This is a genomic window from Kitasatospora sp. NPDC087271 (genome assembly GCF_044744605.1).
GTDB lineage: Bacteria > Actinomycetota > Actinomycetes > Streptomycetales > Streptomycetaceae > Kitasatospora.
The window spans coordinates 405,968-423,111 of sequence record NZ_JBIUYQ010000004.1 but is presented as its reverse complement, the minus strand read 5'-3'; the positions used below and the strand labels follow the sequence as shown (position 1 = coordinate 423,111).

Below are 17,144 nucleotides of genomic sequence, written 5' to 3'. Positions count from 1 at the left end.
CCCCTCAAACGCTCCCAACACCGCAACTGGCCGCAACCAGAACCGGCGACAGTCACCATCACCCAGCCAGGAGCAACCTAAAGTCACCGGCATTGGGCCTAGATCTGGTTGGTCGGCCGGCGGGTGTCGGCGAGGATCTTCATGACCTCGTCGATCTCGTCGGTGATGTGGAACAGCTCCAGGTCGTGCGGGGCCGCCTTGCCCTGCGCGACCAGGGTGTTCTTCAGCCACTCGTAGAGGCCGCCCCAGTACGCGCTGCCGAAGAGGATCACCGGGAAGCGGGTGACCTTCTTCGTCTGCACCAGGGTGAGCGCCTCGAACAGCTCGTCCAGCGTGCCGAGCCCGCCGGGCAGGACCACGAAGCCCTGGGAGTACTTCACGAACATCGTCTTGCGGACGAAGAAGTAACGGAAGTTCAGCCCGAGGTCGACGAACTCGTTGAGGCCCTGCTCGAAGGGCAGCTCGATGCCGAGGCCGACGCTGAGGCCGCCGGCCTCGGAGGCGCCGCGGTTGGCGGCCTCCATGGCACCCGGACCGCCTCCGGTGATCACCGCGTAGCCGGCCTCGGCGAGGGCCCGGCCGATGGCCACGCCGGCCTCGTACTCGGGCGAGTCGGCCGGGGTCCGGGCGGAGCCGAAGACGCTGATCGCCGGCGGGAGTTCGGCGAGGGCGCCGAAGCCCTCGACGAACTCGGAGGTGATCCGCAGCACCCGCCACGGATCGGTGTGCAGCCAGTCGGTCGGGCCGGTGGTGTCCAGCAGCCGCTGGTCCGTGGTGCTCGTGCCGACCTGGTCCCGGCGCACCAGCACCGGGCCCTTCTGCTTCTCGGGCCAGGCCTTCTTCTTCCGCGGCGCGCCGACCTGCTCGGGGCCGTGTCCGTAGTGCTTCTCGTCTCCTGTGCCTGTCATGACGAAACCCTACGTCCGGTGATCCCGGTTTTCAGGCAACAGGGGAAGGTCGGTTGGGCGACCGGAAGATGGCGCTCAGCCGATGATCGGCCGGTCGGACCGGCCGATCATCGGAACGACACCTCAGCTGGTCAGCCAGGCCCGCAGCCGCTCCTCGGTCTCCGCGATGGCGCTCAGCGAGCAGTGCTCCTCCCGCTTGTGCGCGAGGTTCGGGTCACCGGGGCCGTAGTTGACCGCCGGGACGCCCAGCGCGCTGAACCGGGCGACGTCGGTCCAGCCGAACTTGGCCCGGGCCTGGCCGCCGGTGGCCTCCAGGAAGGCCTGGGCGGCCGGCTGGGCGAGCCCGGGCAGCGCGCCCGGGGCGAAGTCGGTGACGGTCAGCTCGAAGCCGTCGAAGACCTCGCGCACGTGCTTCTCCGCCTCCGCCTCGCTGCGGTCCGGCGCGTAGCGGAAGTTGACCGTCACGACGCACTCGTCCGGGATGACGTTGCCGGCCACGCCGCCGTCGATCCGGACGGCGTTCAGGCCCTCCCGGTACTCCAGGCCGTCGATCTCCACCCGGCGCGGCCGGTAGTCCGCGAGCCGGGTGAGCACCTCGGCGGCGTGGTGGATGGCGTTGTCGCCGAGCCAGCTGCGGGCCGAGTGCGCGCGCACGCCGGTGAGCCGGATCTGCGCCCGCAGGGTGCCCTGGCAGCCGCCCTCGACGACCGCGCCGCTCGGCTCCATCAGCACCGCGAAGTCGGCGGCCAGCCAGTCCGGGCGCTCCCTGGCGAGGTGGCCCAGGCCGTTGCGGTGGGCCTCCACCTCCTCGCAGTCGTAGAACACGAAGGTGAGGTCGCGGTTGGGCTCGGGCAGGGTGGCGGCGAGCCGCAGCTGGACGGCGACGCCGGACTTCATGTCCGAGGTGCCGCAGCCGTAGAGCAGGTCCCCCTCGACGTGGGAGGGCACGTTGTCGGCGATCGGCACGGTGTCCAGGTGGCCGGCGAGCAGGACGCGCTCGGGGCGGCCGAGGGTGGTGCGGGCGACCACGTTGTTGCCGTACCGGTCCACGGTCAGGTGCGGGTAGCCGCGCAGCGCGGTCTCCACGGCGTCGGCGAGCGCCTGCTCGTCGCCGCTCACCGACGGGAAGTCGACGAGCCGGGCGGTCAGCGCGCCGCCGTCGAGGGTGAGGTCCAGGGGCGTCGGGTTCGGGCTGCTCATGGCGCCAGCCTAGTCCGCGTGGCGCGCACCCCGTGTGGCGCTTCCGTGACGCGGCGCGCGCGGGCCCGCCCCGGAGCGAGCGGACCGGCAACCGCAACCGGGTGGCGCCGCACACCCGTCCGAGTGGGTACGGTGTCGGATCAAGAAGCAAGGCGCGAGAGGGGCGACGGTGGCCAGGAGAAAGAGCGGCGAGGAGCTGGGCGAGGAGTTGGCGCCCCCCCGCCGCGGTCCACTGCGCGCGCTGTTGCTCGTGATCGTCGGCCTGCTCGGCCTCGCGCTGGTCGCGGGACTGGCCGTGGTCGGCATCTGGTGGTTCGGCTTCAAACAGGGCGAGCCCGAGGGCTGCTCGGTGAAGACCGCGGCCGGCAGCGGCACGCTGGAGCTCCCGCAGGCGGCCAACGCCGCGACGATCGCCGCGGTGGCGCGCTCGCGCGGACTGCCGGACCGGGCGACGACGATCTCGCTGGCCACCGCGATGCAGGAGTCCAAGCTGCGCAACCTCGCGGGCGGCGACCGGGACTCGATCGGCCTGTTCCAGCAGCGGCCCTCGATGGGCTGGGGCACGGCGCAGCAGATCGGGGACCCGGTCTACGCGACCAACAAGTTCCTGGACGGCCTGGTCAAGGTGCCCGGCTACACCCGGCTGCCGCTGACCGACGCGGCCCAGGCCGTGCAGAAGAGCGGCTACCCGCAGGCGTACGCCAAGCACGAGACCAAGGCGACGCTGCTCACCTCGGCGCTGGCCGGCCGGGAGCCCGGTTCGTTCTCCTGCGTGGTGCACGACTACGCCAAGCCGGATCCGGCCGACTCGCCCTCCCCCGCGGCGGGCTCCACCGTCTCCCCGGCCGCCGTCCAGCCCACCGCCGCGGACCGGGCCCAGGTGCTGTCCGACCGGGTGCGCCGCGAGTTCGGCCGCACCGTGACCCCGGCCACCGGGTACGCCTCGACCATCAAGGGCGCCGAGAACGCGGTCTCGCTCACCCCGGACCCGTCCGCCGCCGCGCTGACCTCCTCGACCGACGGAGCCGACGGCGGGATCACCGCCGAGCGGGCGAGCGGCTGGGAGGTCGCCCACTGGGCGGTCGCCCAGGCCCAGCAGCTGGGCATCGCGACGGTCGCCTACGACGGGAAGATCTGGCGCAAGACCAAGTCGGAGGACGGCTGGCAGCCGCAGACCTCCGGGACGTCGACCAAGCTCGTTCAGGTCACCCTCGCCACGTCCGACAAGGGCTGACGCACTGACGTTCGGGTGGCCGCCGGACGGGTGAATCCGGTCAACCCCGGTGGACCGGGAGCCCGCCGTGGCGGCCCCGCCGGAGAACCGTCACTCCCCTTGCCCGGGGCCGGGTCCACGGGGCCGTACGGACCCCTCCAGACGCCGTCACGCCGGTCCTACGATCCGATGGTCGGTCAGACACTTTCCTGGTCCAGGCCGAAACCATCTGGCTTCTCAAGCGGTAACACCGTCAGTCCGCCCGGCGGACGTGACGGACCCAGACCCTCCGAGGAGCCCCATGTCTCACCCCCTCACGCGACGGATCGCCAGCGCCGCGCTGCTCGTGGCGGCCGGCGCGACCCCGCTGGTCGCGGCCGGCTCCGCGTCCGCCCTGGGCGGCGACGCCCTGCTGCCCAAGAGCGACCTGGCCGCGCCGCTGGGCCAGCTGACCAACACCGACACCGGTTCCACCCTCCAGCACACCACCCACCAGCTGGGCCAGGCCGCTGGCAGCACCGGCGCCGCCACCGTCGCCGCGGGCGTACCGGCCTCCGCCGACGCCGCCGGCAACATCGTCGCCCACCAGCTCCCCGAGGCGAACGAGAAGGCCAGCTCGCTGACCGCCCCGGTCGACCAGACCGCCGCCACCACCGGCCAGCTCTCCGCCGTCACCCCGAAGGTCGCCTCCGCACTGGCCGGCAAGCTCGGCGAGGCCGTCACCGGCAAGGGCGTCGGCACCCGCAGCGCCGCGGCCAGCCCGGTCGGCGGGCTCGCCCAGACCGGCGCCATCGCCAAGGGCCTGCCCGGCGCCGACAAGCTCGCCGGCGCCGTCCCCGGCACCAACGCCGTCACCGACGCGCTGCCGCTCGGCTCCGTCGCGCGCGCGCTGCCCGCCCTGCCCGGCACCGACGTCCTGGGCCTGGCCGAGCACGGCTCGGCCAACCGCCTCGGCGGCGCCGACCTCGGCCCGAACAACCCGCTGTCCGGCCTCACCGGCGCGCTCGGCCCGATCGGCGGCCTGCTGGGCGGCGTGAACGGCGGCAGCATCAGCGGCCTGCCGCTGTAACCCGCCCGGGGTACGGCGAAGGGGCCGGTGTTCCGCTCTCGGAACACCGGCCCCTTCGGCGTCGGTCAGCGGGCCGCGTTCAGCCGCTCCACGGCCGCGGCCACCCGCTCGTCGGTCGCGGTGAACGCGACCCGGACGAAGCGCTCGCCGGCCGGCCCGTAGAAGTCGCCGGGCGCCACCAGGATGCCCAGTGCGGCCAGCTCGGCCACGGTCTCCCAGCACGGGCGGTCCTGCGTCACCCACAGGTAGAGGCTCGCCTCCGAGTGCTCGACCCGGAAGCCGTACGCCTCCAGCGCCGCCCGCAGCGCCGAGCGCCGGGCCGCGTACCGCTCCCGCTGCTCCGCCACGTGCGCGTCGTCCGACAGCGCCGCGATCGTCGCCGCCTGGACCGGCGCCGGCACGATCATGCCGCCGTGCTTGCGCACCTCCAGCAGCTCCCTGACCACCACCGGGTCGCCCGCCACGAAGGAGGCGCGGTAGCCGGCCAGGTTGGAGCGCTTGGAGAGCGAGTGGACGGCCAGCAGGCCCTCGTGGCCCGCGCCGCAGACGTCCGGGTGCAGGACCGAGACCGGCTCGGCGGACCAACCCAGCTCCAGGTAGCACTCGTCGCTGACCAGCAGCGCCCCGTGCTCCCGGGCCCAGGCGACCGCCCGGCGCAGCTCGTCCGCGCCGAGCACCCGGCCGGTCGGGTTGGACGGCGAGTTCACCCAGAGCAGGCGGACCCGCGAACCGTCCAGCTCGTCCACCGAGTCGTACTCGACCGGCTCCGCGCCGCACAGCCGCGCGCCCACCTCGTACGTCGGGTAGGCCAGCCGCGGGTAGGCGACCTGGTCGCCCGGGCCGAGGCCGAGCTGGGTCGGCAGCCAGGCCACCAGCTCCTTGGAGCCGACGGTCGGCAGCACGGCCTGCGGGCCGATCTCGGCGCCGCAGCGGCGGTGCAGCCAGCCGGCGATCGCCTCGCGCAGCTCCACCGGGCCCCACACCGTCGGGTAGCCCGGCGTGTCGGTGGCGGCGGCCAGCGCCTTCTGGATCACCTCGGGGACCGGGTCCACCGGGGTGCCCACCGAGAAGTCGCAGAGACCGCCCGGGTGGGCCAGCGCGGTCGCCTTGTACGGCTCCAGCTTGTCCCAGGGGAAGACCGGCAGGAGGTCGGACAGCCTTCCTCGGCCAGATGGGCGGCGCGCCGCCCCCGGGTGACCCGGGAACGGCGCGCGCGTGCTGTTGGTGTTCACAGCTCAGATGCCACCGATCGTCAGTGGTCGGCGTTCTGCGGCGGCAGAGCGGCGATGAAGGGGTGGTCGCGCTCGATCAGGCCCAGCTTCGAGGCGCCACCGGGCGAACCCAGATCGTCGAAGAACTCGACGTTCGCCTTGTAGTAGTCCTTCCACTCCTCCGGGGTGTCGTCCTCGTAGAAGATCGCCTCGACCGGGCAGACCGGCTCGCAAGCGCCACAGTCGACACACTCATCCGGGTGGATGTAGAGCGATCGCTCGCCCTCGTAGATGCAGTCAACCGGGCACTCTTCGATGCACGCCTTGTCCTTCACGTCGACACAAGGCTGCGCGATGACGTAGGTCACGCTGTCGTTCCTCCTCGGAAGGGCCGTGGCGGCCCGTTCTGTTCTGCTCGCGTGCGCGGTGAGCGCGGCGTCGTCGATGCCCGCCCCTAGTATCGCGGGTCGGAGACCGCAAATGCACAGGAGGTGCCCAGATGACGGCAGGCGGCCCGGCCCAGGACCGTCCGGAGGTCCGGATAGATCGCTCTGACGTGGGACGACGCGTGTCCGTCCGGCGCCTCTCGGGGTTCGTGGACGACCGGCCGGTGTTCCGGGATTCGATCGGCGTGCTCACATCGTGGGACGATCATGGACTGACGGTCGCTCCGCGGACCGGCGACCCCGTCTCCTTCCCCGAGAAGCTGCTGGTCGCGGGCAAGGTCGTGCCGCTCTTCCCGGCCCGGCGCGCACCGCTGCCCGCCGCCACGCCCGTCGAACTCCAACGGATCGCGGCCCGCGGCTGGCCGGCCGTCGAACAGGAGCCGCTCGGCGCGTGGACGCTGCGCGCCTCGGCCGGGTTCACCCGGCGCGCCAACTCCGTCCAGGCGCTCGGCGACCCCGGACTGCCGCTGCCCGACGCGCTCACCGCCGTCCGCCGCTGGTACGCGGCGCGCGGCCTTCCCGCGTACGTCGAGGTGATCACCCCGGGCTCGCCGGACGAGCTGCGGGCCGAGCTCGACCGGCTGGGAGCCCGTTACGCGCCCACCCTGGTGCGCACCGCCCCGTTGGCCGGGCTCGCCCGGGCCGGCTCCGGGCCCGAGCGGGTCCGGCTCGCCCGGACCGCCGACCCGGCCTGGCTCTCGCTCTACCGCCGGGTCGGCGAGGACGAGGCGCTGGAGCAGGCCGCCCGGCAGGTGCTGCACGGCGGGCCGTCGGTCTGGTTCGCCACCGTGCCGGGCGCCCCCGGACAGCCGCCGCTGGCGATCGGACGCTGCGTCGTCGACGGGCCCTGGGCCTGCTTCGGCGCGATCGAGGTCGCGCCGTACGCCCGGCGGGCCGGGCTGGCCACGACCGTCATGGCGGTGCTCGCCGCCCGGGCCGCCGAGGAGGGGGCGACCGGTGGATACCTCCAGGTCGAGGCGGACAACACCGGGGCGATCGCGCTCTATGACGGACTCGGCTTCACGACCAGTCACACTTACCACTACGCCCTTCTCCCCCAGGGGTAGCACCGCCCGCCCGCACCGCCGCGCCCCGCCCGCCGCTCCTCGCCCGCCGTTTGCCCGCCCGTCGTACGAAAGCCGTCGCCGTCACCGTGACCGAGCAGAGCAGAGACCGCTTCCGGACCGCCGCCCGCGCCGAGCATCCCGACCCGGTGCTGCTCTGCCTGCTCGCCGCCGCCGAACACGGCCCGGTCCTCGACCCGGACGACCCCGGGGAACCGCCCAGCGTGGACGCCCTGCTCGCCGCCTGCGAGGCCGCCCTCGACCGGCACGCGAGCGCCGTCCGGCTCGCCGTCGCCGAACGCGCCCCCGCCGGCCCGGAGGAGACCGCCGCCCTGCTCGCCGCCGTCCTCGGCGGGCGGGAACGCTTTCACGGGCGGCAGTCCGACTACCGGCGGCTCGAATCCTCGCTGCTGCCCGACGTGCTGCGGCGGCGGCGCGGACTGCCGATCATGCTGTCCCTGGTGTGGATGGCGGTCGGGCGGCGGGCCGGGCTCGCCGTCCACGGCATCGCGCTGCCCGGCCACGTCATCGTCGCCGTCGGCGGGCCGGGCGGCGGCGACGAGTACGTGCTCGCCGACCCCTTCCACGGCGGGCGGCTGCTCGACCCGGACGACGCCGAACGCCTGGTCCGCGGCGCCGGGCAGGAGTTCAGCCCCGACCTGCTCACCCCCGCCCAGCCGCTCGACCTCGTGCTGCGCGTGCTCGGCAACATCCGCGCCTGGGCCGCCGACCGCCCCGAACACGCCCGCACCCAGCTCTGGGCCACCGAACTCGCCCTCCTGCTGCCCCGCCACCCCGCCCAGCTCCGCCTCGAACGCGCCGAACTCCTCGTCCGCACCGGCGACTTCCTCGGCGGCTCGGCCGAGATGGACGCCTTCGCACAGATCCTCGACACCTTCGACCCCGACACCGCCGCCAAGGTCCGCCAGGAGGCCCGGGCCGCCCGGCACCGGCTCAACTGACGACCGTACGGGAACGCGATCGGAGCCAGCCGGGGGCGCGCCCAGAACCAGCCGGGGGCGCGCTCGGAGCCAGCCGGGGCGCGCTCAGAGCCAGCCCTTCTCCCGGGCGATCCGCACCGCCTCGGTGCGGTTGCGGGCCTCGGTCTTCTGGATCGCCATCGACAGGTAGTTGCGGACCGTCCCCTCCGACAGGTGCAGCCGCCGCGCGATGTCCGCGTTCACCGCCCCGTCCGCCGCCGCGCCCAGCACGTCCCGCTCGCGCGCCGTCAGCGGGTTCGCCCCCTCCGCCAGCGCGGCCGCCGCCAGCACCGGATCGATCACCCGCTCCCCGCGCAGCACCCGCCGGATCGCCTCCGCCAGCTCCGAGGCCGGCGCGTCCTTCACCAGGAACGCGTCCGCCCCCGACTCCATCGCCCGCCGCAGGTACCCCGGCCGGCCGAAGGTCGTCGCGATCACCACCCTCGTCCCCGGCGCGTTCCGGCGCAGCTCTGCGGCCGCCTCGATGCCCGTCATCCCCGGCATCTCGATGTCCAGCACGGCCACCTGCACCTCGTGCGCCAGCACCGCCGCCACCACCTCGTCCCCGCGCCCCACCTGCGCGACGACGTCGATGTCCCCCTCCAGCCCGAGCAGCGCCGCCAGCGCCTCCCGGACCATCCCCTGGTCCTCGGCGAGGAGGACACGGATCAGGGCCCCGTTCTGAATGTCACTCATGGCCACGACCTTAGAGGGGTGCCGGAGAGGCCGCGGACGGTATTCGCCTGGCTCGCCGAAGGCCTGCGGGCCAGACTGGCGGCATGCTGAACCTGGAACGCCTCCGCCCGGACCACGCCGACGCCCTGCTGGCCTTCGAGCTCGCCAACCGCGCCTGGTTCGCGCGGACCGTTCCGGACCGCGGCGACGCCTACTTCGCCGAGTTCCCGGCCCGCCACGCCGCCCTGCTCGCCGAACAGGACGCCGGCGTCTGCCGGTTCCACGTCGTCCTCGACGCGGCCGGTGCCGTCCTCGGCCGCGTCAACCTCGTCGACATCGCCGACGGCACCGCCGAACTCGGCTACCGCGTCGGCGAACACGCGACCGGCCGGGGCGTCGCCACCACCGCCGTCGCCCACCTCTGCCGGCTGGCCGCCGCGGACTACGCCCTCACGTCGCTGACCGCCGTCACCACCCTCGACAACCTCGCCTCGCAGACCGTCCTCACCCGCAACGGCTTCGCGGTCGTCGCCGAACTCACCCTCGACGACCGCCCCGCGCTCCGGTTCGGCCGCGCTCTCGCCGACGGCCGGCCGTCGGCGTAGGAATCCGGCGTGGGAAGTCGGCCTGGCCGACTTCCCGTGCCGGATGCGGGTCAGAGCCAGCGCTGCGCGGCCTCGACACTGTCGGAGCCACTGGTGTTGAAGGCGATGGCGGCCTGCGGGGCGTGGCGGCGGACGAGGTTGACGACGAGCTCGAAGAAGGGCAGGGCGGGTTCGGGCTTGCGGATGCCGCCGCCGATGACGACGACGTCCCAGTCCCGGCCGGCGAGGGCGGCGGTGATCACGGGCCCGGCCGTCTCGTCGGGCGCGACCAGGACCATCTCCGCGTCGATGCCGTGGTCGGCGAAGCGGGCGAGTTCGGCGTCGAGGACGGCCCGCAGGCCGTCGCCGTCCATGCCGGGGACGGTGTGCGGGTCGAAACCGAGGATGAGTGCGGTAGCCATGCCGGGGAGGACGGTCAACCCGACCGGCCGGGTTCCGTGCCGGCCGGCTCGGTGACCGTCCGCAGCGGGACGAAGGCCCGGAGCCGGAAGCCCCGGCCCCGCTCGCCCGGCCCGGCCTCCAGCCGGCCGCCGACCAGGGCCAGCCGCTCCTCCAGGCCCGAAAGCCCGTTGCCCGGCTGGGACTTGCCCGGTCCGCGCCCGTTGTCGGCGATCTCCAGGACGGCGTAGCGCTCGCCGCCGCCCTCCCAGCTCTCGTCGGCCGTGACGGTGCAGACGGTGGCGCCCTCGCCGTGCCGGACGATGTTGGTGACGGCCTCGCGCAGTGCCCAGGCCAGCGCGCCCGCCTCCTCGTCGGCGAGCCCCGGCCAGGTGTCGGCCAGTTCCGGCGCGGCCTCCAGCCTGACCTGTGCGGCGGCCAGCGCGGTGCGGGCGGCGGCGAGTTCGACCGGCAGGGTGGGGCGGCGGAAGCCGGTCACCGCCTCCCGGACGTCGATCAGCGACTGCCGGGCGACCTGCTCGATGTCGGCGACCTGCGCCCGCGCCGCCTCGTCCTTGCCGGCGTCCATGAACCGCCCGGCCAGTTCGCTCTTCAGCGTGATCAGCGACAGCGAGTGCCCGAGCAGGTCGTGCAGGTCGCGGGAGAGGCGCAGCCGTTCCTCGGACGCGGCCAGGTGGGCGACGGCGGCGCGGGCCTCGCGCAGTTCCTTCATGGTGGCGACCAGCCGCTGCATGCCGGTCATCGCGGCGCCGGCGAGGAAGGAGGTGAGGGCCAGGGTGGGGATGGTGTCGCCGCCGGCGTGGCTCAGCACGCCGACGGTGGCGGTGAGCGCGGCCATGGCGGCGACACCGGGCAGCGCGTAGCGCACCGGCAGGATCACGGCGACGCACACCGAGGCGTAGGTGAAGAGGGTCAGGAAGGCCTCACCGAGGACGAAGGCCGAGACGCTCGCGAGCACGACCATCATCGCGACGATCAGCCGACAGGCCCGGGGCCGCATCCCGACCATCGAGCGGAAGATCACCAGCAGGACGTAGCTGCCGACGAAGACCGCCAGGCAGAGCCAGCCGAACACCCGGGCGGCCGTCCCGTGCCCGCCGTGCAGCAGGTTGCCCACCGGGTAGGCCAGGTAGATCGTCCACAGCAGCATCCAGCTGACCTTGACCAGCAGCTGCCGCCTGGTCTCGATCGGCGAGCCCGGGACGGTCATGAACGACGTGCGCGCCGGACCCGCCTCCGGCTGCTCGTCGGATCGGCGGGTCTGGCGCGGCTCGGTCATGCCGGTCATCATGCCTGGCGGGTGTCGCGGCGGTACAGCGCCGCCGCGGCGACGACGAACACCGCGAGGAAGGCGGCCAGCCCGGCGATCGCGCCGGTGTCCAGGGAGTGCCCGGGCTGGGTGAACGCGGCCAGCTGGTTGTACAGGTACACCGGGTTGAACCGGGCGAACTTCTCCAGCGAGCCGCTCACCGGGAACCACGTCCCGCCGAACAGCGCCATCACCATGTACGTGATCATCACGATGGTCTGCACCGAGTCCGGCGCCGCCGCGTACCCGAGCGCGACCCCGAGCGCCGCGAACACGAAGCTGCCCAGCCACAGCGCCGCCGCCAGACCGGCCCACTGCGCCGCGCCGAGCGACACGCCCTGGACCGCGCCGAGCGCGAAGACCACCAGGATCGCCGGCAGCGTGGTCACCGAGCTCGCCGCGATCTTGCCGAGGGTGTACGCCCGGCCGGGCAGCGCGGTGAGCCGCAGCTGGCGCACCCAGCCGCTCTTGCGCTCCAGCGAGATCCGCTGCGCGCTGCCGGTGAGCACCGCGCCGACCGCGCCGAAGGTGGCCATCGAGACCATGAAGTAGGTCTTCGCCGACAGGCCGCCGGCCAGTGGGGAGGAGCCGTAGGCGTGGGTGAAGAAGAAGTACATCAGCGCCGGGAAGGCGATGGTGAAGACCAGGTAGCGCCGGTTGCGGAAGGTCCGCAGGATCTCCAGCCGGATCAGGGTGGTCATCGCACGGTCTCCTTCGCGTCCTCGTGCTGGTCCTGCGCGCCGGTGATGGTCAGGAAGGCCTGTTCCAGGCCGAGACCGGTGACTTCCAGCCCGCGCGGGTACAGGCCCGCCCGGTAGAGCCCGGCGACGCTGGCGTCGGCGTCCGCGGTGCGGATCCGGACGGTCCGCACGCCCGGCACCCGGGCGGTGACGTCCAGGGACTGCACGCCCGGCAGCAGGCGCAGCACGCCTTCGTCGAACTCCCCGTCCACGTCGTGGAGTTCGAAGGCGACCCGACGGGCTCCGGCGCGCGCCTTGATCTCGGCGGAGCTGCCGTCGGCGATCAGCCGGCCCCGGTGCAGGACGAGGACGCGGTCGGCGATCGAGTCCGCCTCCTCCAGGTAGTGGGTGGCGAACAGCACCGTGCGCCCGGCGTCGGCCTGCGCCCGCATGCTCGCCCAGAACGCCTGCCGGACGGTGACGTCCATGCCGGTGGTGGGCTCGTCCAGCACGATCAGGTCGCTGTCTCCCGCGATCGCGAGCGCGAAGCGGACCCGCTGTTCCTGGCCTCCGGACAGCTTGTCGGCCCGGCGCTCGGCCAGTTCGGTGATCCCGGCGTCGGCCAGCACCTCCTCGACCGACCGGCCGCGCGGGTGCACGTCGCGGGCGAGCTCGACCAGTTCGCGGACCTTGACGTCGGCCATCAGCCCGCCGCTCTGCAGCATCGCGCCGACCCGGCCGGCCGCGATCGCCTCCCGCGGGGTGCCGCCGAACAGCGTGACGCTGCCCTGGTCGGGCTGGCGCAGGCCGAGCAGCAGGTCAAGGCTGCTGGACTTGCCGGCGCCGTTCGGGCCGAGCAGGGCGACGGTCTCGCCCGGGCGCAGCACGAGGTTGAGGTCGTCCACGGCGCGCACCCGCCCGTAGCTCTTGCCGACGCCGCGGAAGGCGGCCACTTCGGTGCTCATCGTCCCGCTCTTCTCCCCTGGTGGTGTCGCGCCCGTGGTCGCGATCGGTGTCGCGATCGGTGTCGTTCGCACCACCTCAGAGTCCCGTGCGGGCGGGGTGCGGCGGCAGTGTCCGCCGTCGTGCCTTCGGTATGACGGATGTCATGGCTGCGGCCGGTACCCGGGTCAGGGGTACCGGCCGCACGACCGCAGGTCAGGCTGGGTGTCAGAGGCCCAGCGCGCGCTTCACGAAGTCGACCTGGAGCAGCAGCAGGTTCTCCGCGACCTCCTCCTGCGGCGTCATGTGCGTGACACCGGACAGCGGCAGCACGGTGTGCGGGCGGCCGGCCGCGAGCAGCGCGGAGGACAGCCGCAGGGTGTGCGCGGCGACCACGTTGTCGTCCGCCAAGCCGTGGATGATCATCAGCGGCCGCTCCAGCCCGGCGGCGTAGCCGGTCAGCGAGTTGGCCGCGTACACCTCGGGCCGCTCGGCCGGGTGGCCGAGGTAGCGCTCGGTGTAGTGGGTGTCGTACAGCTCCCAGTCGGTCACCGGCGCGCCGGCGACGGCCGCGTGGAAGACGTCGGGGCGGCGCAGCACGGCGAGCGCGGAGAGGTAGCCGCCGTACGACCAGCCGCGGATGGCGACCCGGCCGAGGTCCAGCGGGAACTCCTCGGCGAGCGCCTGCAACGCGTCGGCCTGGTCGTCGAGGGTGGCCCCGGCGAAGTCGAAGGCGATGGACTTCTCCCAGGCCGGGCTGCGGCCGGGGGTGCCGCGCCCGTCGGCGACGACCACGGCGAAGCCCTGGTCGGCGAACCACTGCGAGTTGAGGTGCGGGTTGTGCGCCTGGACGACGCGCTGGCCGTGCGGGCCGCCGTACGGGTCCATCAGGACGGGCAGCAGGCCGTCCCGCTCGCGGTCGTAGCCGGTGGGCAGGAAGACGGCGGCCGGGATGCGGCGCTCGCCGGCGAAGCGGAACACCGGGCGGGCGGTGATGACCGGGGTCTCGGCGTAGGAGGCGATGGTGGCGACGTCGTCGACGACCACGCCTTCGGGCAGGTCGCGGGCGACCTGGACGAGGGTGCCGGGCAGGTCGGGCTCGGCGGTGGCGCGCACGGTGATCCCGCCCGCGTGCACGGCGCTGGTGACGGAGGTGAACGGACGGCCGTTGGCGGACTCCCAGCCGAGCCGCTTGCCGTCGTGGCTGATCCGGCCGACGGCGATCCAGCCGGGCTCGGGGTCGGTCTCCGCGGCGCCGCCGGAGGCGGTGAACAGCACCTCGGCGTCGGTGACGGCGACCACCGAGCGCAGGTGCAGGTCGGCCCCGGTGACGGCCTGGTCGCCGATCACCAGCGCCCGCACGCCGCCCTCGTCGGAGATCCGGACCAGCTTGCCGTCCGGGGTCCAGGCCGGGACGCCCTGGAACAGCTCCAGCCAGGCGTCGTCGCGCTCCTCGAACAGCACCTCGGTGGCGCCGGTGGCCACGTCGAGGCCGAGGACCAGCTGGCTGCGCTGGTCGCGGGACTGGACGAGCAGCAGCGGCACGCCGCCCGCGGACCAGTGCACCCGGGCGAGGTACGGGAAGGCCGTGCGGTCCCAGACCACCTCGGTGCGGCCGCCGTCCAGGTCGAGCACCCAGAGGCCGACCTCGGCGTCGGCGGTGCCGGCGGCCGGGTAGGCGACCTCGGCGGGCTCGCGCTGCGGGTTGGCCGGGTCGGCGATCCACCAGCGGCGCACCGGGGTGTCGTCGGCGCGCTCGACCAGCAGCCGGTCGCCGTCGGGGGACCACCAGAAGCCCCGGTCGCGGCTCATCTCCTCCTGGGCGATGAACTCGGCCTGCCCCCAGGTGACGTTCGGGCCGTCGGGCTCGGCGAGCACCCGGTCGGCGGTGCCGTCGGCGCGGGTGAGGCGCAGTTCGCCGGCGGTGTTGGCGTAGGCGACGTGGCTGCCGTCCGGGGAGACCCGCGGGTCCAGCAGCGGGCCCTGGGCGGGCAGTTCGGCGGTGGCGCCGGTGGCCAGGTCGGCGGTGAACAGCCGGCCGGAGAGGGCGAAGGCGGCCAGCCGGCCGGCCGCGTCCAGGGCGTAGCCGACGATGCCGGCCGAGCCTTCGCGGCTGCGCTCGCGGCGGGCCTTCTCGGCGGGCGAGAGGTCCTCCTCGCCGCCGCCGAGCAGCACGGCCGGGTCGGCGGCGATCCGCTCCTCGCCGGTGGCGGTGTCGAGGGTCCAGAGCAGGTTGGCCCGGTCGCCGCCCGATCGGGAGCGCAGGAAGACGACCCGCGAGCCGTCCGGTGCGACGGAGAAGGAGCGGGGCGCGCCGACGGTGTAGCGCAGGGTCCGCGCGTACTGCCGGGGGAAGGTGTCCGCAGGGGTGTGGGAGGTCATGGCACCAGACCCTACGACGCCGTACTCCCGCTGCCGGGCGCCTGGTGATCACTCGTTCGGAGCATCGTTCCCGAGTACGCCCCAAAGGCGCCCATACCCCCTCCGACCGGCCCATGCGCCCTACGAGTGCCTCCGTACCCCGGCGCGTGGAGACTCACCGAATGTAATGCTCCCCTTACTCATCGGGTATGACTGGTCGGGCGAGTGATCGTCGGGCCCGTCCCGGCCACGGTCGCCCGACCGCAAGTCCCGTACGGTCCCACCGTCACCCTCCCCAGGGGGTGGCGCACCCGAGAAGGGGTGTGAGCCGACATGGCTTTGTCCGTCTCCGCAGCCATGCTGATGCTGGTCATCGTGGTGGTGCTGATCCGCCGCTCCGGGCTGAAGCTCGCGCACGCGATCATCTGCGCGCTGCTCGGCTTCTACCTGGCGTCCAGCTCGATCGCGCCGTCGATCAGCCAGGTCACCAGCAACCTCGCCGGGATGATCAACGGCCTGAAGCTCTGACCCCGCCACGGCGGTCGTTAGGCTTCCTCCCATGACCGCGACTACCGGCCGCCGCCTGCTCCTGGTGCACGCCCACCCCGACGACGAGTCGATCGGCAACGGCGCCACCATGGCCCGGTACGCCGCCGAGGGCGCCCAGGTCACCCTGGTGACCTGCACCCTCGGCGAGGGCGGCGAGGTGATCCCGCCCGGGCTGGCCCATCTGACGGCCGATCGGGACGGCACCCTCGGCGCGTACCGGATCGGCGAGCTGACCGCGGCGATGCGCGCGCTCGGCGTCACCGACCTCCGCTTCCTCGGCGGCCCTGGCCGCTACCGCGACTCCGGGATGATGGGCCTGCCCGACAACGACGTGCCCGGCTGCTTCTGGCGGGCCGACCTCGACGAGGCGGCCGGCCACCTGGTCGCGGTGGTCCGCGAGGTCCGGCCGCAGGTGCTGGTCACCTACGACGAGAACGGCGGCTACGGGCACCCGGACCACATCCAGGCGCACCGGGTCGCGATGCGCGCGTACGAGCTGGCGGCCGATCCGGCGCACCGCCCGGAGCTGGGCCCGGCCTGGCGGATCGCCAAGGTGTACTGGAACCGGATGCCCCGCTCGGTGATCGAGGCCGGGCTCGCCGAGACCGCCGCCCGGGCGCCCTTCCCCGGGACGGCCCGGCCCGCCGACGTTCCCGGGGTGGTGGCCGACGAGGTGGTCACCACCGTGCTGGACGGCTCCGCGTACGCCGGGCGCAAGGCCGCCGCGATGGCCGCGCACGCCACTCAGATCACCGTGGACGGCGCCTTCTTCGCGCTCTCCAACGACCTCGGCCAGCCGCTGGTCGCCACCGAGTACTACCAGCTGGTACGCGGCCAGGCCGGGCCGGAGCGGCCCGAGGACGACCTGTTCGCGGGGCTGTCGCCCGCCGCCGACCCGCTGCCCACCGTCACCGCCACCGCCACCGCCACCGCCGAGGAGAGCGTCCGATGACCGAGCCCGCCGCCGCCCGGCCGCCGCGCCGCTCGTTCCCGGCGGCCGTCCTCGGTACCCGCGAGGAGCGGCTGGCCGAGCCTCAGCCCCCGCGCGCCGCCCGGATCGCGGCCTACGTCCTGTTCTTCCTGCTGGGTGTCGCGGTGTCGGTCTGCGGATCCTTCGTGCAGGCCTTGTGGCCGCCCGTGGGGGTCCTGCTGGCGCTAGCCGCGACCGGCGCCGCCTTCTACGGCGGCCTGCGGGTCACCGGCACCCGGCTGGGCGCGGCACTGCCCGCGGCCGGCTGGTTCATGGCGATGCTGCTGGTGATCGTGCCCCGGCCGGAGGGCGACAACGTGCTGTGGTCCAACGCCACCTCGCTCGGCTGGCTGTTCGGCGGCTCGGTCCTGGGCGTGATCTGCGCCACCCTGCCGACCCGCGGCAGCTGGTTCCCGGGCGTGCCCGGTCCGCCGCGCTGAACCCGCCCGCGGGGCACGTACGGCACCGCGCACGACGCGCAGTCAGGAGCGCGCGGCCGTACTCTCATACCGGAGGAACCGGACGTATCAGGATCTGTCCGAAGCCGTTCGCCGCTCTGTTCT

At 73.9% G+C, this 17,144-nt stretch carries 18 protein-coding genes; 8 read left to right on the top strand and 10 right to left on the bottom strand.

All coding sequences use genetic code 11. The features are described 5' to 3' along the window. Positions 1–98 precede the first annotated feature (98 nt). On the bottom strand, positions 99–908 hold the full coding sequence (locus ACIO9K_RS10665) for a TIGR00730 family Rossman fold protein (protein ID WP_350879904.1): 810 nt from the start codon (positions 906–908) through the stop codon (positions 99–101). A gap of 123 nt (positions 909–1,031) precedes the next feature. Then, positions 1,032–2,108 (bottom strand): succinyl-diaminopimelate desuccinylase, encoded by a 1,077-nt coding sequence (dapE, locus tag ACIO9K_RS10660; protein WP_363586757.1) that lies wholly within the window; start codon positions 2,106–2,108, stop codon positions 1,032–1,034. A 169-nt stretch (positions 2,109–2,277) separates the two neighbouring features. Between dapE and ACIO9K_RS10655 the strand changes: the two genes are divergently transcribed. Together ACIO9K_RS10655 and ACIO9K_RS10650 are read left to right on the top strand one after the other, a co-directional pair. Next, complete coding sequence (locus ACIO9K_RS10655) at positions 2,278–3,342, top strand: hypothetical protein (protein WP_400328397.1); 1,065 nt, start codon at positions 2,278–2,280, stop codon at positions 3,340–3,342. Positions 3,343–3,622: 280 nt separating this feature from the next. Then, positions 3,623–4,390, top strand: coding sequence for a hypothetical protein (locus ACIO9K_RS10650; protein WP_363586759.1), 768 nt, complete (start codon positions 3,623–3,625; stop codon positions 4,388–4,390). A gap of 65 nt (positions 4,391–4,455) precedes the next feature. On the opposite strand, the gene dapC is transcribed toward ACIO9K_RS10650, so the two are convergent. Together dapC and fdxA are read right to left on the bottom strand one after the other, a co-directional pair. Beyond that, positions 4,456–5,547, bottom strand: coding sequence for a succinyldiaminopimelate transaminase (gene dapC / locus ACIO9K_RS10645; RefSeq protein ID WP_363621504.1), 1,092 nt, complete (start codon positions 5,545–5,547; stop codon positions 4,456–4,458). 95 nt (positions 5,548–5,642) lie between these two features. Continuing rightward, the gene (gene fdxA, locus ACIO9K_RS10640) at positions 5,643–5,969 is read right to left on the bottom strand and encodes a ferredoxin (RefSeq protein WP_030061559.1); all 327 of its coding nucleotides are present in this window, start codon (positions 5,967–5,969) and stop codon (positions 5,643–5,645) included. 131 nt (positions 5,970–6,100) lie between these two features. Between fdxA and ACIO9K_RS10635 the strand changes: the two genes are divergently transcribed. Continuing rightward, positions 6,101–7,114: a GNAT family N-acetyltransferase gene (locus ACIO9K_RS10635; protein ID WP_363621450.1), complete on the top strand. Its 1,014-nt coding sequence runs from the start codon at positions 6,101–6,103 to the stop codon at positions 7,112–7,114. Positions 7,115–7,200: 86 nt separating this feature from the next. Then, on the top strand, positions 7,201–8,073 hold the full coding sequence (locus ACIO9K_RS10630) for a transglutaminase-like domain-containing protein (protein WP_350879909.1): 873 nt from the start codon (positions 7,201–7,203) through the stop codon (positions 8,071–8,073). Positions 8,074–8,157: 84 nt separating this feature from the next. Here ACIO9K_RS10630 and ACIO9K_RS10625 read toward each other — a convergent pair whose 3' ends face one another. Further along, positions 8,158–8,787, bottom strand: a complete 630-nt coding sequence (locus ACIO9K_RS10625) for a response regulator transcription factor (protein ID WP_063347943.1) — start codon at positions 8,785–8,787, stop codon at positions 8,158–8,160. A gap of 83 nt (positions 8,788–8,870) precedes the next feature. On the opposite strand from ACIO9K_RS10625, the gene ACIO9K_RS10620 reads away from it, so the two are divergent. Continuing rightward, the gene (locus ACIO9K_RS10620) at positions 8,871–9,371 is read left to right on the top strand and encodes a GNAT family N-acetyltransferase (protein WP_400328394.1); all 501 of its coding nucleotides are present in this window, start codon (positions 8,871–8,873) and stop codon (positions 9,369–9,371) included. Positions 9,372–9,421: 50 nt separating this feature from the next. Here ACIO9K_RS10620 and ACIO9K_RS10615 read toward each other — a convergent pair whose 3' ends face one another. The 5 genes from ACIO9K_RS10615 to ACIO9K_RS10595 all read right to left on the bottom strand — a co-directional run bounded on the left by ACIO9K_RS10615 (position 9,422) and on the right by ACIO9K_RS10595 (position 15,083). Then, positions 9,422–9,772, bottom strand: coding sequence for a hypothetical protein (locus tag ACIO9K_RS10615; protein WP_400328392.1), 351 nt, complete (start codon positions 9,770–9,772; stop codon positions 9,422–9,424). Positions 9,773–9,786: 14 nt separating this feature from the next. After that, positions 9,787–11,049: a sensor histidine kinase gene (locus ACIO9K_RS10610; RefSeq protein WP_400328390.1), complete on the bottom strand. Its 1,263-nt coding sequence runs from the start codon at positions 11,047–11,049 to the stop codon at positions 9,787–9,789. 8 nt (positions 11,050–11,057) lie between these two features. After that, entirely contained in the window at positions 11,058–11,780 is a 723-nt protein-coding gene (locus tag ACIO9K_RS10605; RefSeq protein ID WP_363621443.1) for an ABC transporter permease, read from the bottom strand. After that, entirely contained in the window at positions 11,777–12,724 is a 948-nt protein-coding gene (locus tag ACIO9K_RS10600; RefSeq protein ID WP_400328388.1) for an ABC transporter ATP-binding protein, read from the bottom strand. Before ACIO9K_RS10600 ends, ACIO9K_RS10605 begins: the two co-directional genes overlap by 4 nt. Positions 12,725–12,929: 205 nt before the next feature. After that, entirely contained in the window at positions 12,930–15,083 is a 2,154-nt protein-coding gene (locus ACIO9K_RS10595) for a prolyl oligopeptidase family serine peptidase (RefSeq protein ID WP_363621438.1), read from the bottom strand. 312 nt (positions 15,084–15,395) lie between these two features. Here ACIO9K_RS10595 and ACIO9K_RS10590 point away from each other — a divergent pair, with 312 nt between their 5' ends. The 3 genes from ACIO9K_RS10590 to ACIO9K_RS10580 are packed head-to-tail and all read left to right on the top strand — an operon-like array spanning position 15,396 to position 17,021. Further along, positions 15,396–15,590 carry a DUF2304 family protein gene (locus ACIO9K_RS10590; protein ID WP_063347949.1) on the top strand — a complete coding sequence of 65 codons (195 nt, stop codon included), beginning with the start codon at positions 15,396–15,398 and terminating at the stop codon, positions 15,588–15,590. 31 nt (positions 15,591–15,621) lie between these two features. Continuing rightward, positions 15,622–16,563 carry an N-acetyl-1-D-myo-inositol-2-amino-2-deoxy-alpha-D-glucopyranoside deacetylase gene (gene mshB / locus ACIO9K_RS10585; protein WP_400328385.1) on the top strand — a complete coding sequence of 314 codons (942 nt, stop codon included), beginning with the start codon at positions 15,622–15,624 and terminating at the stop codon, positions 16,561–16,563. After that, positions 16,560–17,021 (top strand): DUF6113 family protein, encoded by a 462-nt coding sequence (locus tag ACIO9K_RS10580; RefSeq protein WP_363621435.1) that lies wholly within the window; start codon positions 16,560–16,562, stop codon positions 17,019–17,021. Before mshB ends, ACIO9K_RS10580 begins: the two co-directional genes overlap by 4 nt. Positions 17,022–17,144 lie beyond the last annotated feature (123 nt).